Source organism: Deinococcus seoulensis (genome assembly GCF_014648115.1).
Lineage (GTDB): Bacteria > Deinococcota > Deinococci > Deinococcales > Deinococcaceae > Deinococcus > Deinococcus seoulensis.
Map to the genome: position 1 here is coordinate 1 of NZ_BMQM01000055.1, position 15,911 is coordinate 15,911.

The 15,911-nt window shown below is 66.4% G+C and carries 15 protein-coding genes; 13 read left to right on the forward strand and 2 right to left on the reverse strand.

Annotated features, from left to right (window positions below; all coding sequences use genetic code 11):
* The first annotated feature begins 295 nt into the window (after positions 1 to 295).
* The 3 genes from IEY70_RS21350 to IEY70_RS20090 all read left to right on the forward strand — a co-directional run bounded on the left by IEY70_RS21350 (position 296) and on the right by IEY70_RS20090 (position 5,160).
* Entirely contained in the window at positions 296 to 430 is a 135-nt protein-coding gene (locus tag IEY70_RS21350) for a hypothetical protein (RefSeq protein WP_268243929.1), read from the forward strand.
* A gap of 711 nt (positions 431 to 1,141) precedes the next feature.
* Entirely contained in the window at positions 1,142 to 4,375 is a 3,234-nt protein-coding gene (gene hsdR / locus IEY70_RS20085) for a type I restriction-modification system endonuclease (protein WP_189066807.1), read from the forward strand.
* 47 nt (positions 4,376 to 4,422) lie between these two features.
* On the forward strand, positions 4,423 to 5,160 hold the full coding sequence (locus IEY70_RS20090; RefSeq protein ID WP_189066808.1) for a hypothetical protein: 738 nt from the start codon (positions 4,423 to 4,425) through the stop codon (positions 5,158 to 5,160).
* A 50-nt stretch (positions 5,161 to 5,210) separates the two neighbouring features.
* On the opposite strand, the gene IEY70_RS20095 is transcribed toward IEY70_RS20090, so the two are convergent.
* Complete coding sequence (locus IEY70_RS20095; protein WP_189066809.1) at positions 5,211 to 5,873, reverse strand: hypothetical protein; 663 nt, start codon at positions 5,871 to 5,873, stop codon at positions 5,211 to 5,213.
* A gap of 95 nt (positions 5,874 to 5,968) precedes the next feature.
* Between IEY70_RS20095 and IEY70_RS20100 the strand changes: the two genes are divergently transcribed.
* From IEY70_RS20100 to IEY70_RS20140, 9 genes are all read left to right on the forward strand, one after another.
* A complete protein-coding gene (locus tag IEY70_RS20100; RefSeq protein ID WP_189066810.1) occupies positions 5,969 to 7,462 on the forward strand; it encodes a class I SAM-dependent DNA methyltransferase in 1,494 nt (497 codons plus the stop codon).
* A complete protein-coding gene (locus IEY70_RS20105; RefSeq protein ID WP_189066811.1) occupies positions 7,459 to 8,460 on the forward strand; it encodes a PDDEXK nuclease domain-containing protein in 1,002 nt (333 codons plus the stop codon). Before IEY70_RS20100 ends, IEY70_RS20105 begins: the two co-directional genes overlap by 4 nt.
* Before the next feature lie 75 nt (positions 8,461 to 8,535).
* A complete protein-coding gene (locus tag IEY70_RS20110; protein WP_229778117.1) occupies positions 8,536 to 10,209 on the forward strand; it encodes a restriction endonuclease subunit S in 1,674 nt (557 codons plus the stop codon).
* Positions 10,210 to 10,358: 149 nt separating this feature from the next.
* A complete protein-coding gene (locus IEY70_RS21450) occupies positions 10,359 to 10,574 on the forward strand; it encodes a T6SS immunity protein Tdi1 domain-containing protein (RefSeq protein WP_189066813.1) in 216 nt (71 codons plus the stop codon).
* Positions 10,574 to 11,263: an SMI1/KNR4 family protein gene (locus IEY70_RS20120; protein ID WP_189066814.1), complete on the forward strand. Its 690-nt coding sequence runs from the start codon at positions 10,574 to 10,576 to the stop codon at positions 11,261 to 11,263. The genes IEY70_RS21450 and IEY70_RS20120 overlap by 1 nt, the downstream gene beginning before the upstream one ends.
* Before the next feature lie 65 nt (positions 11,264 to 11,328).
* Positions 11,329 to 11,481, forward strand: coding sequence for a hypothetical protein (locus IEY70_RS20125; RefSeq protein WP_189066815.1), 153 nt, complete (start codon positions 11,329 to 11,331; stop codon positions 11,479 to 11,481).
* On the forward strand, positions 11,474 to 11,767 hold the full coding sequence (locus IEY70_RS20130) for a hypothetical protein (RefSeq protein ID WP_189066816.1): 294 nt from the start codon (positions 11,474 to 11,476) through the stop codon (positions 11,765 to 11,767). Before IEY70_RS20125 ends, IEY70_RS20130 begins: the two co-directional genes overlap by 8 nt.
* Positions 11,768 to 11,781: 14 nt before the next feature.
* Positions 11,782 to 11,985: an SMI1/KNR4 family protein gene (locus tag IEY70_RS20135; RefSeq protein ID WP_189066817.1), complete on the forward strand. Its 204-nt coding sequence runs from the start codon at positions 11,782 to 11,784 to the stop codon at positions 11,983 to 11,985.
* Positions 11,986 to 12,360, forward strand: coding sequence for a hypothetical protein (locus IEY70_RS20140; RefSeq protein WP_189066818.1), 375 nt, complete (start codon positions 11,986 to 11,988; stop codon positions 12,358 to 12,360).
* A 217-nt stretch (positions 12,361 to 12,577) separates the two neighbouring features.
* Here IEY70_RS20140 and IEY70_RS20145 read toward each other — a convergent pair whose 3' ends face one another.
* A complete protein-coding gene (locus IEY70_RS20145) occupies positions 12,578 to 14,524 on the reverse strand; it encodes a transposase (RefSeq protein WP_189066819.1) in 1,947 nt (648 codons plus the stop codon).
* A gap of 54 nt (positions 14,525 to 14,578) precedes the next feature.
* Here IEY70_RS20145 and IEY70_RS20150 point away from each other — a divergent pair, with 54 nt between their 5' ends.
* On the forward strand, positions 14,579 to 15,859 hold the full coding sequence (locus tag IEY70_RS20150) for a hypothetical protein (RefSeq protein WP_189066820.1): 1,281 nt from the start codon (positions 14,579 to 14,581) through the stop codon (positions 15,857 to 15,859).
* The last annotated feature ends 52 nt before the right edge of the window (positions 15,860 to 15,911 follow it).

A 15,911-nucleotide genomic window follows, 5' to 3' on the forward strand; every position in this document is an offset into this window, starting at 1 on the left:
TAAGCTCAGCATGCTGATAGTTTATCAGAGCACCCTCAGCTCCCTGGAATCCAGGAAGAGCCTTATTCTTATAAAGAATCATCTTTAAATCAGAACACAGGCTCTACAAGCCCCGCACAGATGGCCTGTGGTGATCTGCGATAGGAAGTGAGGACCCTGCTTTCTCCATGCCCAGACAACAGCCCGGGGAATCGTAACGAGCGGCTCGCCTTCCAGCGTTCAGCCGTGGAGTGCGGACATCCTGTGAAGCACTGCCGATGAGCTGCGAGGCACGTGGACGCCACCGAGGACGAGCATGACCTGCTCGTCCTCGGTGCTTCCCGGGTACACCAGTGACGCGTTCACTGGCCTGTACGAGAAACTCAAAGCTGACGACCGTAACGAGTACCTCGCTGAGGGTGGGTTCTGGGTGCCGGGCGAGGCCCGCTGAAAGACCCTGAGGGATCACGTACGCGAGGCGACCATCGGTAGTCTGATCGACCGGGCACCGGCAGCGTTGGAGAAGCGGAACGCCAGCTGGCTCGTGGGGATGTTCCCGACCGGGCACGCCCGGCCCAGCCTCCCGCACTGCGTGATCGGTGGCCTGATCGAGGAGATCATCAAGTACAGCGCGGGCGGCACGGTCACGGACCAGACTGACCCGGAGCCGTCCGCCCTGAAGGGCGGACAGACCTGCTCGGGCAGGCGTGCCAGTGCATGCCTAGGGATCTGTTCCACGTCACGCAGACGCGGGTTGATCGTCCTGACCTGATCTGGGGGGAGCGCTGCGTGTCCCGGCGTGACGGTGAGCACCGCGCGTTTCGCCCTGCGCAGGGTGCCCCACTTTCGCCGGCCAACAGGCCTCCCTGTGCGCCTGCTGATCATGCTCTGCCCAGCGTGTCCGCAGAGTGCAGCAACGTTATGACGACTGTGCCGGCAGGCAGGTCAACCGCACCCCTGCGTGGTTTCCCCCGGACTCTGGCCAATGGGCTCCTGCACTCTGTCAACGTCGTGTCAGTCAGGCAGGCCTGCGCCGGGGGCACATTGCATGTCTGCCTCGGCCGTCGCCTGGCCGCAATGTAGGCAGTGAAAGCGGCGCCCGTGGGATAGCTTGATCTCAACCGGTCTTCTGTTTCGCCCGTTCGCCCCACCTGGAGTTCACATGCTGAGCAGTCCGCCTTCCAATTTCGATGATCTGAGCGCAGTCGAGCCCCTGCTGGCTCAGCTGGGGGCGCTGGCGGAACGGTACGCCGCAGATGATCCCAACACGGCCCTGCTGAAACTCAGGCAGTACGGCGAACTACTCTCCCGGGTCGTCGCGGCCCGCTCGGGAACCCTGCAGGGAGAGGACGAATCCCAGCAGGCCCGCCTCGCCCGGCTGCAACGTGAAGGGGTGCTGCCGCGCGAGGTGTGGCAGTTGCTGACGGAACTGCGGCGCACCGGGAACGAGGCGAACCACGCCTTCACGGGCGAACACGATCAGGCGCTCAGTCACCTGCAGTTCGCGTGGATCGTCGGCGTGTGGCTCCTGCGGACCTTCCACGACCCGGCGTACGTGCGCGGCGAGTTCATTCCCCCGCAGCGGAGCGATGATGCCGGGCGCCTGCGTGCCCTGCTGGCCGGGGCGGAACAGGCCCGCGCCGAGGCGGAGGCGCGCCTGGCCGAGCAGCAGGCCACGGCGCCCGCCGACACGTCACGCATCGCCACGGCCGCCAGCCACGCGGCGTCCCACATCCAGCTGACCGAAGCGCAGACGCGGCAACTGATCGACGCCCAACTGCGCGCGGCCGGCTGGGAAGCGGACACCGTCCAACTCCGGTACAGCCAGGGGACCCGACCCGTGAAGGGTCGCTTCCTGGCGATCGCGGAGTGGCCGACCGATCACGGCCCGGCGGACTACGCGCTGTTCGCCGGGCTGATACCCATCGGCGTGGTGGAAGCCAAACGCAAGAACAAGGGCGTGATGAGCAGCCTCGAGCAGGCGGCCCGCTACAGCCGCGGGTTCCGGCTGCACGTGCCCGGCCTGGAACTGCCGGGCGGCCCGTGGGGAGAGGGGGAGAGCCCCTACCGCACACCGTTCCTGTACGCCACGAACGGCCGCCCCTACCTGGCGCAACTGAAAACCGAGAGCGGCATCTGGTTCCGGGACGCCCGGCGGCCAGTGAACCCCGCCCACGCCCTGCCCGGCTGGCACACCCCGGCAGAGCTGCTGGCCCTGCTGGAGCAGGACACGGCCGCCGCTGACGAGCGCCTGCGGACCGAACCGCTGGAGTACGACCTGGGCCTGCGGCCCTACCAGAAAGCCGCCATTCAGGCCGTCGAGGCGGGCGTGGCCTCCGGGCAGCGGGAACTGCTGCTGGCCATGGCGACCGGGACCGGCAAGACCAAGACCGCCATCGCCCTGATCTACCGCCTGCTGAAAGCCGGACGGTTCCGGCGCGTGCTGTTCCTTGTGGACCGCGAAACGCTCGGCGAGCAGGCCAGTAACGATTTCAGGACCACCCGCCTGGAAGGCACCCGCACCTTCGCCGAGACGTTCGGCCTGACCGCCATGGGCGACGGCCCCATCGATGCGGACACCAGCGTGCACGTCACGACCGTGCAGGGCCTCGCGCGGCGCGTCACGGGCGACGCGCCCCCCTCGGTCGGCACGTACGACCTGATCGTAGTCGACGAGGCGCACCGCGGGTACACGCTGGACAGGGAACTCGCGGACGCGGAACTGGGCTGGCGCAGCGAAACGGAGTACGTCAGCCGGTACCGGCAGGTGCTCGAACACTTCGACGCGGTGAAGGTCGCCCTGACGGCCACGCCCGCCCTGCACACCACCCAGATCTTCGGGAAGCCCGTCTTCACGTACACCTACCGTCAGGCCGTGCTGGACGGCGTGCTGATCGACCATGAGCCGCCCATCCTGATCGAGACGGAACTGGCCATGACCGGCATTCAGTTCAAGCAGGGAGAGCAGATTCCCACCTACACGCCCGGTGATGACGGCGTCGTGCTGTACGAAGCGCCTGACGACGTGGGACTGGACATCGAGGACTTCAACCGGCGCGTGATCGCCAGGGGCTTCAACCGGGCGGTGTGCACGCACCTGGCCGAGCACCTGAATCCGTTCGGGCCGGACAAGACGCTGGTGTTCTGCGTGAACGACCGGCACGCCGACGAGGTCGTGGACCTCTTGAAAGAAGCCTTCCGGGTGAAGTACGGCGAGCTGGACGACGGCGCCGTCGTGAAGATCACGGGCGCCAGCGATCAACCGCTGCAACTCACCCGCCGCTACCGCAACGAGCGCATGCCCGCCATTGCCGTGACCGTCGACCTGCTCACCACGGGCGTCGACGTGCCTGCCATCAGCACCCTGGTGTTCCTGCGCCGCGTGAGCAGCCGCATCCTGTTCGAGCAGATGCTGGGCCGCGCCACCCGCCGCTGCGACGACATCGGCAAGACCGTGTTCCGCATCTACGACGCCGTGCGCGCCTACGAAGCCATTCAGGACTTCATCACCATGCCGCCGGTCGTGCAGCAACCCCGGCGCAGCTTCGTCACGCTGGGCAGCGACATGCAGGCCGCGCCCACCCCCGACGCCCGCGCCCTGATCCGCGACGAACTGATCGTGAAACTCCGGCGTGTCGAGAACCGCCTGACCGACGCGGCCAGGGACACCTTCGAAGGTGAAACCGGCCTGACCCCCGGCGCCTTCGTTCACGCGCTGCGCCGCGCCACGCCGGATGAGGCGGCCGCCCTGGTCACGCGGCACGCGCCCCTCCTGGCACTCCTCGACACCGGCCGCACCACGGGCGGGCAGCCCATCTACATCAGCGAGCACCCGGACCGGGTGATGTACGTCGGGCAGGAATTCCCCGGCGGACGCCGCGCCGAGGATTACCTGACGGCGTTCGAATCGCTCGTGCGCGGCGGCAGTGACACCCTGCCTGCCCTGAGTACCGTCCTGACCCGCCCGGCGGACCTGACCCGCGCTGACCTCCTGAGCATCCGGCGACAACTGGACGACCAGGGTTTCAGTGAAGTCAACCTGCAACGCGCGTACGCCAGCGTCAGGCAGGTGGACGCGGCCGCCAGCATCATCGGTTTCATCCGCGCGGCCGCGCTGAACGAGGCCCCCACGCCGTTTGACGCCCGCGTGGACGCGGCCCTGGCCAGGGTGCTCGGCTCGGGCAGCTGGACGCCACCGCAACGCAGGTGGCTCCAGCGGCTCGCGTCGCAACTCAAGGCGAACGGGTACCTGGACCGGGACCTGCTCGACCAGCCGACCAGTCCCGTCCGGAAGGAACTGGGCGGGTTCGACCGCCTGAGTACCAGCATCTTCGGCGGCAAGCTTCAGGGTGTTGTGAACGACCTTCAGGCGCAGGTGTGGGCCGCGCAGGCCTAGCAGCACCTGAGGCAGCGTGCCGGGCTCACGGTGCCTATGCTGACGGCATGCGCCGCGCACTGCTGACCCTGACGCTCCTGACCGCCGGACATGCCCTTGCCCAGGAACGGGTGCTGTACGATTCCCGCCTGCCGTTCCCCGAGCCCCGCCTGACGGAAAGCGAACGGGGCCGCGTGCAGTACCTGGCCGGACAGGCCCTCGCCCAGGACGCGTGGGGCGCGGGGAACGCCGAGTACTGCATGAACGACTTCAGGATCGAGGGCGCCTCTCCCGGATCGTTCACGGTGAAAGGCCGGGCGCAGATGGCCTACCTGTACACCCAGTGCTACCAGCGCCCCGGTAACCTGCAGGGGCTTGTGATCCTGGAGGGTCTGAACGTCGCCGCGCACTACGTGTTCGTCGACCACTACTCGTCCATGTACGCCGTGAAGGACATCAACCGCAACGGCTTCACGGAACTCGCGCTGGACGGCGGATTCACCGGGCAGGGCTACACCGAGGGGTGGCTGGACATCGCGGAACTCGGCCCGGTCCGCCGGATGCTGGGCCAGCTGAACTACGAGCGCCTGCCGCAGCCGTACCAGGACAACTGCGGCGCCGTGGAGTCCGGTGGCCGCTGGACGAGCGCCCTGATCCGCGTCACACCCGGCCCCACCCCCCGGTACACCTGGCAGGAACTGACCGGCAACTGTGAAAACCAACGGGTCGCCACGAAGATCGGGCCGGTCAAACCCCTGAAACTGACGCCCGCCCCCACAGGATGGGACAAAGGCCCACTGAAATAACAGCGCCCTACCGAACAGTAACAGTAAAGACCGAACAGGTATACGACTGGTCAGCCCAGCCCTTCCAGGAAGAAGACCATGTCGAGCAGTTTCGCCTGCGGGTACCGCCGACCCGTGAATGCCCCGGTCAGGAAGTCGCGGGTGTAGACCGGCCGCGCCAGTGCTCCGGCGTGCCGCGCGTGGAAGTCCCGCAGGTCCGACACGGCCCGCGCCGACAGGGCACGCAGCCCGGACCCCGCGCAGAAGTTCGTGTCGAACGCCGGAACGTTCCCGAACACCCCCAGCATCACCTTCGTGGACAGCGTCTGCGTCGCCTTCCGCGTGCCGCCCAGCGCCCGGCGGATCTGCTCCTCCAGCGCCAGGAGCCGCGCCCCGGCCTCCGGGGTGTAGTCCGGCACGTCCAGCGCCCACAGGTCATCCGGCGTGGCGGCGATCACGTCCAGCACCGGCACGAGGTGGCGCAGACTGCGCTGCAACAACTCCGACGAGCCGCGCATCATGCCCCAGCTGGCCAGGTAGAAGCCCAGGTGCAGGCAACCCAGTTCCAGGACCTCCGGGGACGCCAGCCGCGCCGCCTCGCCCCGCTCCCGGAACGCCTGGAAGTGATTGAAGCAGTAATCGAACGACGACACCCGGTCCCGCTCCGCAGGCACCGGCACCTGAAAGTAAGCCTCCAGGTGCGCCCGAATCTGGTCGTCTGTCAGGTCACGCATGATCCAGCGTAGCCCCTCACGCCAGCCTGCGCGCCTGCATCTGCCGCAGGTCATCATCCGCGCGGCCTCTGCGTGCGGCACAATCGGGGGTATTCATGACCCGAACTGTCGACATCGTCCAGAAACTCTGGAACCTCTGCAATGACCTGCGTGACGACGGCGTCACGTTCCACCAGTACGTCACCGAGCTGACCTACCTGCTGTTCCTGAAGATGGCCAAGGAGACCGGGCAGGAAGAAGGCCGGGACGGCGGCATCAACATCCCCCTCCAGAACCGCTGGGACACCCTGAAGGCCGCCTCTGCGCCCGACCGGCTGGACCACTACCGGCAGACGCTGCTGGACCTCGGCAAGAGCCCCGCGCCCCTCGTGCGGATGATCTACGCCGACGCCAGTTCTTTCATCCGCAAACCCGCCACCCTGAGCAAGCTCGTGACGGACATCGACGCGCTCGACTGGTACTCCGCGAAGGAGGAAGGGCTGGGCGACCTGTACGAAGGGCTGCTCGCCAAGAACGCCAACGAGAAGAAGAGCGGCGCCGGCCAGTACTTCACGCCCCGCCCGCTGATCGACAGCATCGTCGCCGTCATGCAGCCCACCAGCGACGACATCATCCAGGACCCCGCCGCGGGCACCGGCGGCTTCCTGATCGCCGCGCACCACCACATCACCACCCACGAAGACGAATACTCCTGGCCCGAAACGAAACAACGGGCGTACTACGAGAACGCCTTCCACGGCATGGAACTCGTCCCGGACACGCAACGCCTCGCGCTGATGAACCTCATGCTGCACGGCCTCGCCAACGACCCCGAACGCAGCGGCATCCGCCTGGGCGACACCCTGAGCAGCGACCACCAGAAACTCCCCAAAGCCACCCTAATCCTGAGTAACCCCCCGTTCGGCACGAAGAAAGGCGGCGGCACCCCCACCCGCGACGACCTCACCTACGTCACCAGCAACAAACAATTCGCGTTCCTGCAACACATCTACCGCGCCCTGAAAACCCACGGCCGCGCCGCCGTCATCCTCCCAGACAACGTCCTGTTCGAAAGCGGCATCGGCAAACAGATCCGCGCCGACCTGATGGACAAATGCACCCTGCACACCATCCTGCGCCTCCCCACCGGGATCTTCTACGCGCAGGGCGTCAAAACCAACGTCCTGTTCTTCACACGCGGCACCAGCGACAAAGGCAACACCAAAGAAGTCTGGGTGTACGACCTGCGCGCCAACATGCCCCACTTCGGCAAACGCACCCCCTTCACCCGCGAGTACTTCACCGAATTCGAAACCGCCTACGGCCCCGACCCCTACGGCGGCCCCGACGCCCTGGCCGCCCGAGTGGACACCGGCCCCGAAGGACGCTTCCGCCGCTTCACCCGCGAACAGATCGCCGAACGCGGCGACAGCCTGGACATCAGCTGGCTGAAAGACGACAGCGCCGACCAGGGCGACCTGCCCGAACCCGCCCAGCTGGCCGAGGAAGCCCTGACGGAACTCGCCGGCGCGATGGAAGAACTCCGCGCCATCCTCCTCGAACTGGGCGAGGACCAGCAGGCCCTCGAAGAAGCCGGAGTGCTCAGTTGAACGACACCCCACCCGACTTCACGCCCATCCTGACCCTGATCCGCGACGCCCAGGGCCGCGCCCTGCAACGCGTCAACCGCGAACTGATCGACCTGTACTGGCAGATCGGCGCGTACCTGCACGCCCGCATCCAGGCGGACGGCTGGGGACGCGGCACCGTCCGGCAACTCGCCGACTGGCTCGCCCAGGAACACCCGCAGGCACGCGGGTTCTCCGCATCGAACCTGTGGCGCATGGGGCAGTTCTACGACACCTACCGGGGCAACCCAAAACTCGCAACACTGTTGCGAGAACTGGGCTGGTCCCACCACATGACCATCATCGGCCGCGCGCAGAGCGAACAGGAACGCGAATTCTACCTTCAGGCCGCCACGCAGGGCCACTGGACCCACCGGGAACTCCTGCGCCAGCTGGAAGGCGGCCTCTACCAACGCACCCTGACCAACCCCGCCCAGCTGAGCCCCGCCCTGCACCAGCAGCACCCCACCGCCCCGCCCCTGTTCCGGGACAGTTACCTGCTGGACTTCCTGAACCTCCCGCCCGCCCACAGCGAACACGACCTGCGGCGCGGCCTGGTCACGCACCTGAAACACTTCCTGATGGAACTCGGCCCGGACTTCACGTTCATCGCCGAGGAGTACCGCGTGCAGGTCGGCACGCAGGACTTCTTCATCGACCTGCTGCTGTACCACCGGGGCCTTCAGGCGCTGGTGGCGTTCGAACTGAAAATCACGCACTTCACGCCCGCCATGCTGGGCCAACTGGACTTCTACCTGGAAGCCCTGGACCGCGACCACCGCAAACCGCACGAGAACCCCAGCATCGGCGTGCTGCTGTGCCGCAGCGCCGACGAGCAGGTCGTCGAGTACGCCCTGGCCCGCAGCGCCAGCCCCGCCCTGGTCGCCCGGTACCTGACCGCCCTGCCCGACAAGGCCCTGCTGCAAGCCAAACTGAACGAGTTCTACACCCTGGAAGAAGGAATGAAAGATGACGAGTGATCTGAGAGGATACAGAGCGAACACGCCCGAATTATGCGAAGGCCAGCAGGCACTGGAAGAGGCTGGGGTGCTGGTGTGAGCGAGAGGAAAGCCGACGAGCAATTTCACGATTTGCGTCAAATGGAGGACCTGCCGGCTGGATGGGCGACAACAAATGTTGGCGCGATCACGATTAATTTTGATAGTAAGAGAATTCCAATAAAATCAGAGGAGAGAAGACTCAGGCGGGGTGTATATCCTTATTATGGCGCTTCTGGCATAATTGATAAGATCGACGGCTTTATATTTGACGGTGTGTTTCTGTTGGTCGCCGAAGATGGAGCGAATTTAATATCCAGAAGCACGCCTATTGCATTTAAGGCAGAGGGAAAGTTCTGGGTCAATAATCATGCCCATATAATCCAGTTGTCAGAAAGGATGCCTCTATCAACCCTTGAGAATTATCTCAATTCCATAGATTTGTCACCTTACGTTACTGGCAGTGCGCAGCCGAAGCTCACGCAAGCGGCACTAGCCAGCATTCAGCTTCCCCTTCCCCCTCTCCTCGAGCAAATTCGCATTGCCGATAAGCTTGATGCCCTCCTTGCCCGTGTGGAGGCGGGGCGGGAGCGGCTGGAGCGCGTGCCGAAGCTCCTGAAACGCTTCCGCCAGAGCGTCCTCAGCGCCGCAGTGAGTGGGGAACTAACGCGGGAATGGAGGGGAGGCGGGGAGGCGGAATACCCACGCGCTGTTTTAAATGAGGTTGTCGCCGAGCCACTCAGGAACGGCAGATCAGTTCGAGACGGCGATGGCGGGAAGGTCCTTCGTCTCTCTGCCTTGCACAACAATGGACTTCTCTGGGAAGCTTCGAAGACTGGCGACTGGACTGGCCTAGATCATTCAAAATACATCGTTCAGGAAGGCGATTTCTTGATTTCGCGCGGTAATGGGTCGCTTGATCTTGTCGCTCGCGGTTCTCTAGCCATCGGTGCTCCAGGGGATGTTGCTTTCCCAGACACCATGATTCGCATCCGGCCAGACGCAGATCGGCTTCGTCCAAGCTTTCTCAATCTCGCGTGGCAATCCGACGATGTTCGGAGACAAGTGACAGCCATTGCAAAGACCACTGCGGGAATTTGGAAGGTCAGTCAAGGTGACTTGGAGAAGGTCACCGTTCGCCTACCAAGTTTGGACGAGCAAAATGAAATTGTCCGTCGCACCGAAGCTCTCTTCTCAATCGCGGATCGGATTGAGGCGAAGTACGCGGCGGCCCTGTCGTCCTTTGACCGCCTGACGCCGGCGCTGCTGGCCAAGGCGTTCCGGGGGGAACTGGTGCCGCAGGACCCGAACGACGAGCCCGCATCGGTGCTGCTGGAGCGCATCCGCGCTGCGCGGGAGGCGGAAGGCGGGAAGCGTGGCCGGGGTCGCCCCGCGAAAGCCGCAGCGGGCAGCGGGGACGGGGCGGAGGTGAAACGCCGGGGTCACCCGCCCGGAGCGAACGCGCAGGCGGGTGTAGAGGGCACGGAACCGAAGCGGCGCGGTCGCCCGCCGAAGGTGCGAGCGGCGGTCAGTGAACCGGACGCCCAGCCCGCAGCGGTGCCGGAAGCGGTGGAGGCCAGCGCGGCCCCCAGGGGTCGGGGTCGCCCGCCCGGACCGGGCATCCCGCAGGCCAGCAGCTTCGAGGACGCCCTGCGGCGACTGGAAGAGCAGAAGCTGGTGCGGACGCAGGGCACGCGGCAGGTCGGGCTGTTCGGGGATACGGAGGACTGAGCGGGCGGTTCGGGTAGCGCGGGGTTCTGACCCTGCACAGGAGGCCGGGATGGCAACGCAGGAACTGAAGTCGGGGGTCAGGGGGCTGCCAGTGGCCGTCATCGTTCAGGTGCTTCAGGTGCCGGGCCGTCTGCCGTCCATCCCTGACGGTGACCGGCAGGGGAGAGCGTGATCTACCGGATCGACCACACCCTGGACGCTGGCCGGGCCTACAACGACTCGGATGCGTCTCCGATCTACCCACTGGACGGGGGCAGTGCTTCGGTTTCCTGCCGCCACTGGCCCTGGGAGGCGACCTCGATCTGGATCACGTCCAGAAGGTGGGATTGCAGGGGCACCTGCACTTCCTGGGTGAACTGGTCTGATGGGCAACGATCTGATCACACCCGTCCGCGCCGCATTCCCGGACTACCGCGCCCTGTTCACGCGACTGGCCGACGACCTGAGCCGCACTCCACTGTTCGTGGTCGAGCGGTTCTCCCTGGGTGAGCCGCTGAGTCCGGCGGACATTCAGGCCCTGGAAAGAGAAACCGGGTACGAGTTGACCGACGATCTGCGGGCGTTCTACGCGCAGATGAACGGCCTGAACCTGAAATGGTTCCTCGATCCGGCGATCAGTGACGCTGACCGCGAGGCGTTCTTCCTCGAATTCCCCGACATGGACGTCGAGAACAGCAGTGACGATTATGCCTCCGCTGCTATCCGCATCCTGCCCCTGCACGACGTCCTCACCCGCGACTGGGGAAAGGACGTGTACTACGAGCCGGACATGGGCTTTCACGGGCAGCCCCTCAGCGTGACGGACTTCCACGCGAGCATGCGGCCCTTCGATCTGTTCAGCGAGTACCGCACCTGCATCCTGGCGTTCCGGGAGAAGCGCAATCCGGCAGTGTTCCTGCTGGACGACCACCACGCCGTCTGGGACGACTCCAGAGGCACGGACGTCCGCTCGTACCTCGACTTCCTGCTTGCCACGAGAGGGCAGTCCGACGCCCGGAAACGCTGGCTGTCCGAGTACGGCGGCTACGACCAGCGGGTGCGGTTCAGCCGGTGACCGGGTTCGCCTGTGGCAACCGTGGTGCGCGGGCGCCCGTAGGCCGGATAGCATTCACGGACACCATGCGTGACCTCAACCTCGCCGACAGCGAACCGCCCGTGACGGCCGCCGACTGGTTCGGTGACGAGGCGTACGACGCGCGGGCGGAAGGCGACCGGAACCTGTACTTCGTTGCGCCGACCTTCGAAGACTTTCTGGAACGGCTCCATGACTGACCGGGAACGCAGGCAGAGTTCTGACGGCCCGTCAGAGGACAGCGTGTGGGAGACGGGCAGCGGCCGGGCACTGATCTCCCTTGCCGCGCTGCACCTCATCGAGGACGCCGTGGGTCAGCCGTTCCCGGCGGCCTACCTGGAGGTCATCCGGACCCGCAACGCAGCTTATTTTGAACGGCAGGCGTTCTCAGTGGTCACGCCGGACGGCCCCGAGGAGCGGAGTGTGGCGGTCCTGCTGAGCGCGGATGGGGACGAAACGGACGCCGAGAGTGTGCTGAGCCAGTAACGGACGCCGAGAGTGTGCTGAGCCAGTGGCGCACCCTGCAAGGCGAGCATGGGTTCGGGCCGCAGGTCGTTCCGTTCGGCATGGACGGCGGGGGAAACCTCGTGTGCTTCGACTTCTCGGCAGGCAACCCGGCCGTCGTGTCCTGGCAGCATGACGAGGCGTGGGAGCCGATCCGGGTAGCAGAGAGCTTCGCGGCGTTCCTGGAGAGGCTGATCTGAATGACCGGAGACTCCCACACCAGCCCGACACGCCCACTCCGGGACTGGCTGGAAGCCTTTCGTCAGGTGCGTCGCCAGCCCCATGAGGCCCTCGCCGTGCTGGAACTGACGTTACAGGATCATCCTGCCGAGCCGTCCCTGTGGGTGCGTCAGGCCCGCATTCAGCTGGATCTCCGGGCGTACGACGAGGCGGAATGGGCGGCGTGGCAGGCCACCCGGCTGGACGAGGCTGATTTCGAAAGTTGGTACGTGCTCGGTCTGGTCCAGGAAGCCAGGGGGAAAATCTACGAGGCCATCGCGGCCCACGAACAGCTGATACGGACTCCGATTGAATGGCTTGTTAAGCCGCTGGGTCCGAGCGGATGCGACTCGTAGAGCTGCCCCGCAGAGTGGGAGTAGGGCGCCCCTCCGGACGTGGAGTTGGCAGGGGCGGTGAAGTTACGGATGGTCAGCGAAACAAACGGCAGTCCGTATCACCTGGGATCCGGGCAGACCGGCCGGGCGGCGCCGTGGCCCCTTCACGCCCGGCATCCCTCTGTGCGAAGTCGCTGCCCGCTGAATGCAGGCACTCCGGTTTGCTGGACCGGACTGTTCAGGGTCGCGTAGTGACCGGTGTCCCGGCGTTCTGCCCGGTCATGGCAGGCACGCCCAGCACGACACGGAGCGTGACCTGTTCCTCGACAGTGGGTGACAGGAACCGCTCGGCGCTCAGGCGCAATAGAGCGTCATGGAACCGTTGCGCCAGGTCTGGGCGGGTGGCGTACAGGTTCAGGATGTCCACCTCAGCGCGAAACCGTTCCTGCAGCCGGGGAATGAATTCGCGTGACTGGTCACGGGCGTACTGGTACAGCACGGCGGTGCGCCACGCCAGCAGACTCGCGGTGGACACGCGGTCGTCGGCGCTGGTCAGGACCTGTCCGGCGTTTAGCAGGTGCCACTCGGCGGCGCTGTCGGCCGGGGCCAGCTGCGCGATATGCGCGGTCCAGCGTGGGGAGCCGCGCCGTTCCGGGCAGGTGCGGGAGTGCAGCCAGTGCCAGACGGGAAGGGGCACGGCCATGTCCGGGTGCTGTTTGGGCAGGTGCCGCGCCAGAACGCGCGGCGTGGGCTTCAGGGCGGGCGAAGCGGGGCGGGCCGGCTCAGGAGGGCGCTGCGCGGGGGGCTGCGCTGGTGCCGGTGCTGGTTTCTGAGTTGGTGCCTGCGTCGGTCGTTGTGCAGGGAGCGGCGCGGCTGGTGGGGTGACGGCCACTGGCGCCGGTGGCCGGGAACGCCGCCCGGAAGATGGGCGACTGGACGGGGGAAAATCGTAGGTGGCGGCGCGCAGATCTGGCGTCCGGTAGGGCACCTGATTGACGAGGTCCATCAGGGTCTGCAGGTTGTAGCGGTGACCCTGGCGCAGGACGCGGCGGATGCGGGCGTTGGCACGCTCGGTGGCACCATTGGTCACGCCTGTGGTGAGGTACGCGGCGCACGCTTCCGGGTAGGTGTTCAGGGCCCAGCAGATCCGCCCCAGCGGCGCCTGATTCCGCTTCTGCGGTTGCTGGCGTTGCCAGGCCTTCACGCCCTCCAGCCACTGTTTCAGGGCGGCCGGGTCCCGCTGCTCACGGTCGTACACGTCGTAGAGAGCTTCGCGCCACTGGTACATCTCCCACAGGAGGCGTGTGCGGTCCGTGCCTTCGCTGCGCAGCAGGGACCACATGACGTGATCGGCGGCTGTCAGGGCGCTGCGCCGGCGCAGCACCAGTGTCCGCAGCGCCAGGTAGGGGTAGGCCGCCGCCCCGAAACGACTGACGAACCGCCGCCGGGAGTCGTCGTCGTGTTCGTCGTCGTGCGCGGCCAGAATGACCTCCGCGGCCTGCGCGAGGAGTTCCCGGTCGATCACGGCCAGCAGGTGCCGCTTGTCGATCACCAGGGTGGCCTTCGGCCAGCGTTTCCGGGCGGCGGCGTACTGAACGGGATGCATGTCGAGTGCCACCACGTCGGCGTCCGGCAGGTCCTTCAGGAAGGCGTCCACGTCGATCTGTCCGGCCCGGCCCTGGGTGACGTTCCCGACCGGCGTCAGGGCCAGGACGCGCTGCGTGCCGAGGTTCACGGCGACGAGGTGCTGATGGTTCCGGATGTAGATGTCATCCAGTCCGAGGTGTCTGACCCTCGCAAGGGCGGCCGGGCGAATCAGGTGATCCGCTGCCTGCTGTTGCAGGCGACTGACTTTCGTGGTGCTCAGTCCCGTCTCTGTTGCCAGGGCGCGCAGGGTGAGGTGCCCCTGCTGCCGCGAGACGTACCGCTGGAGGGCGTCCGTGCAGCGCAGGCGGCCCGCCGCGTAACTGAGTTCGGAACGCTGACGGATCACCGGGCACGCCCACCAGCCTTCCGTGACGAGCAGGATGACCGGGTGACCGTCGTAAGGAACGTCATGGATGCGGATGGAGGGACGGGACCGGACCGGGTGTGCGGCCTCACAGTGCCCGCAGGGTTGCTCCGGCTCGTGCGCGATCGTCACGAGGTACGGTTCGTGCGGCGCTCCCGGGGTGGTGTAACTCACAGGCCGGAATCCCTCCTGAAGGGAGTACGGCGGGATACGCTGCATGCAGCCATCATGTCAGATCTTCCTCATCAGGTCGCGTTCACAGCCCTGCTTGCCCTCACGGAAGTCACGCGGTCCATCCAGGCCGCGCAACTGCGCTCGGATGCGTTCCCACGGTCGTTCGCCCGCTGGACCCGTCAGGAGGACCAACTGCTGGCCGCACTGACGGAGGCGCCGATAGACGAGGAGCTGATCTGCCGGTTGCTGCAGCGCACCCACGAATCGCTCAGGCGGCGCCGGGAGCGCAGAACCGGCGCTACGCGGTCCCTCCTGGCTGAGTTGCCGCAGTCCACCCTGCGGGTCACGCCGGCGGACGTCGAGCTGCTGATGAAGTGGAACCCTGAAGAGATCCGTGATCCGTTCGGGTGGCGTTTCGGGACGCCTCTGCCGGTGAAGGTACGCGCCAGCAAAACCCGGACCCTGCGGGTGGTTCTGGCGCGCCCGGAACACCCGGACGGACTCCTGAGCAGCTGGCAGAACGCGGCCCAGGCGACGTGGACGGACCTGGCGGCCACCGTGTCGCGCAAGGAGGGAGCCCACAGGCGCGGCGTGCTGCATCACGCGCCGGACGTGCATCAGGCGCGGCAACTGGCCCTGCGCACGACCGTGCGGCGCGTGACGGGCGAACCGGCGCGGCGCGGCGGCATTCAGGAGTGGACGCCTGGGCCGTCTCCCGACTGGCACACCGCGCTGATCGCCGACCCTGAGCGGTGGTCGGCCGCGTCCATCCGGGCGCTGGATGTAGCGACGGTGATCCTCGTGCTGCCGGACGCGCAGGACGCCGCGCGCCACCTGGCCTCCGCAGCCCAGAACCGCTGTGAGCCGCTGCTGCTCGGCCGGACGGTGAAGGACTGGGCGCAGGAGCAGGGTGTACTCGTGGACCGCTGGTGTGCCGACCGGGAAAGGGTCACGGAGACCGTGAGCGGGTGGCCGAACTCGCATGGTCTGCTCGCGCGGGTCGACTGGGACACCCTGCGGGTGCTGCCCCAGACCGGGGAACTGGTCTGCGCGAACGCGGCCCTCCTGCTCCGGGCCCGCGTGTGGTTGATGCTCACGCAGGGCGTGCGGACAGAGATGCCCGCGGGTCTGGGCCAGCGGTTCGCCCAACTGCTCGGCGCGCGCGTCGGGCTGGGTCAGCTGCCGGTTGATGAGGCACACGCCGCTCAGCAGGTGTATCTGGACAGTCGTTCGCCGACAGTGTCGTTGGAGGAGCGCGTATGGGCGCGGGTCCTGCTCGATTCCTTCTACCCGAAAGGTGCGGACCGTGGGAACGTGATTCAGCTGACCGCCTGACAGATTTTATGAGATGAAGTGAAAACTGACGTGCCAGCCGTTCTTGAGTGCT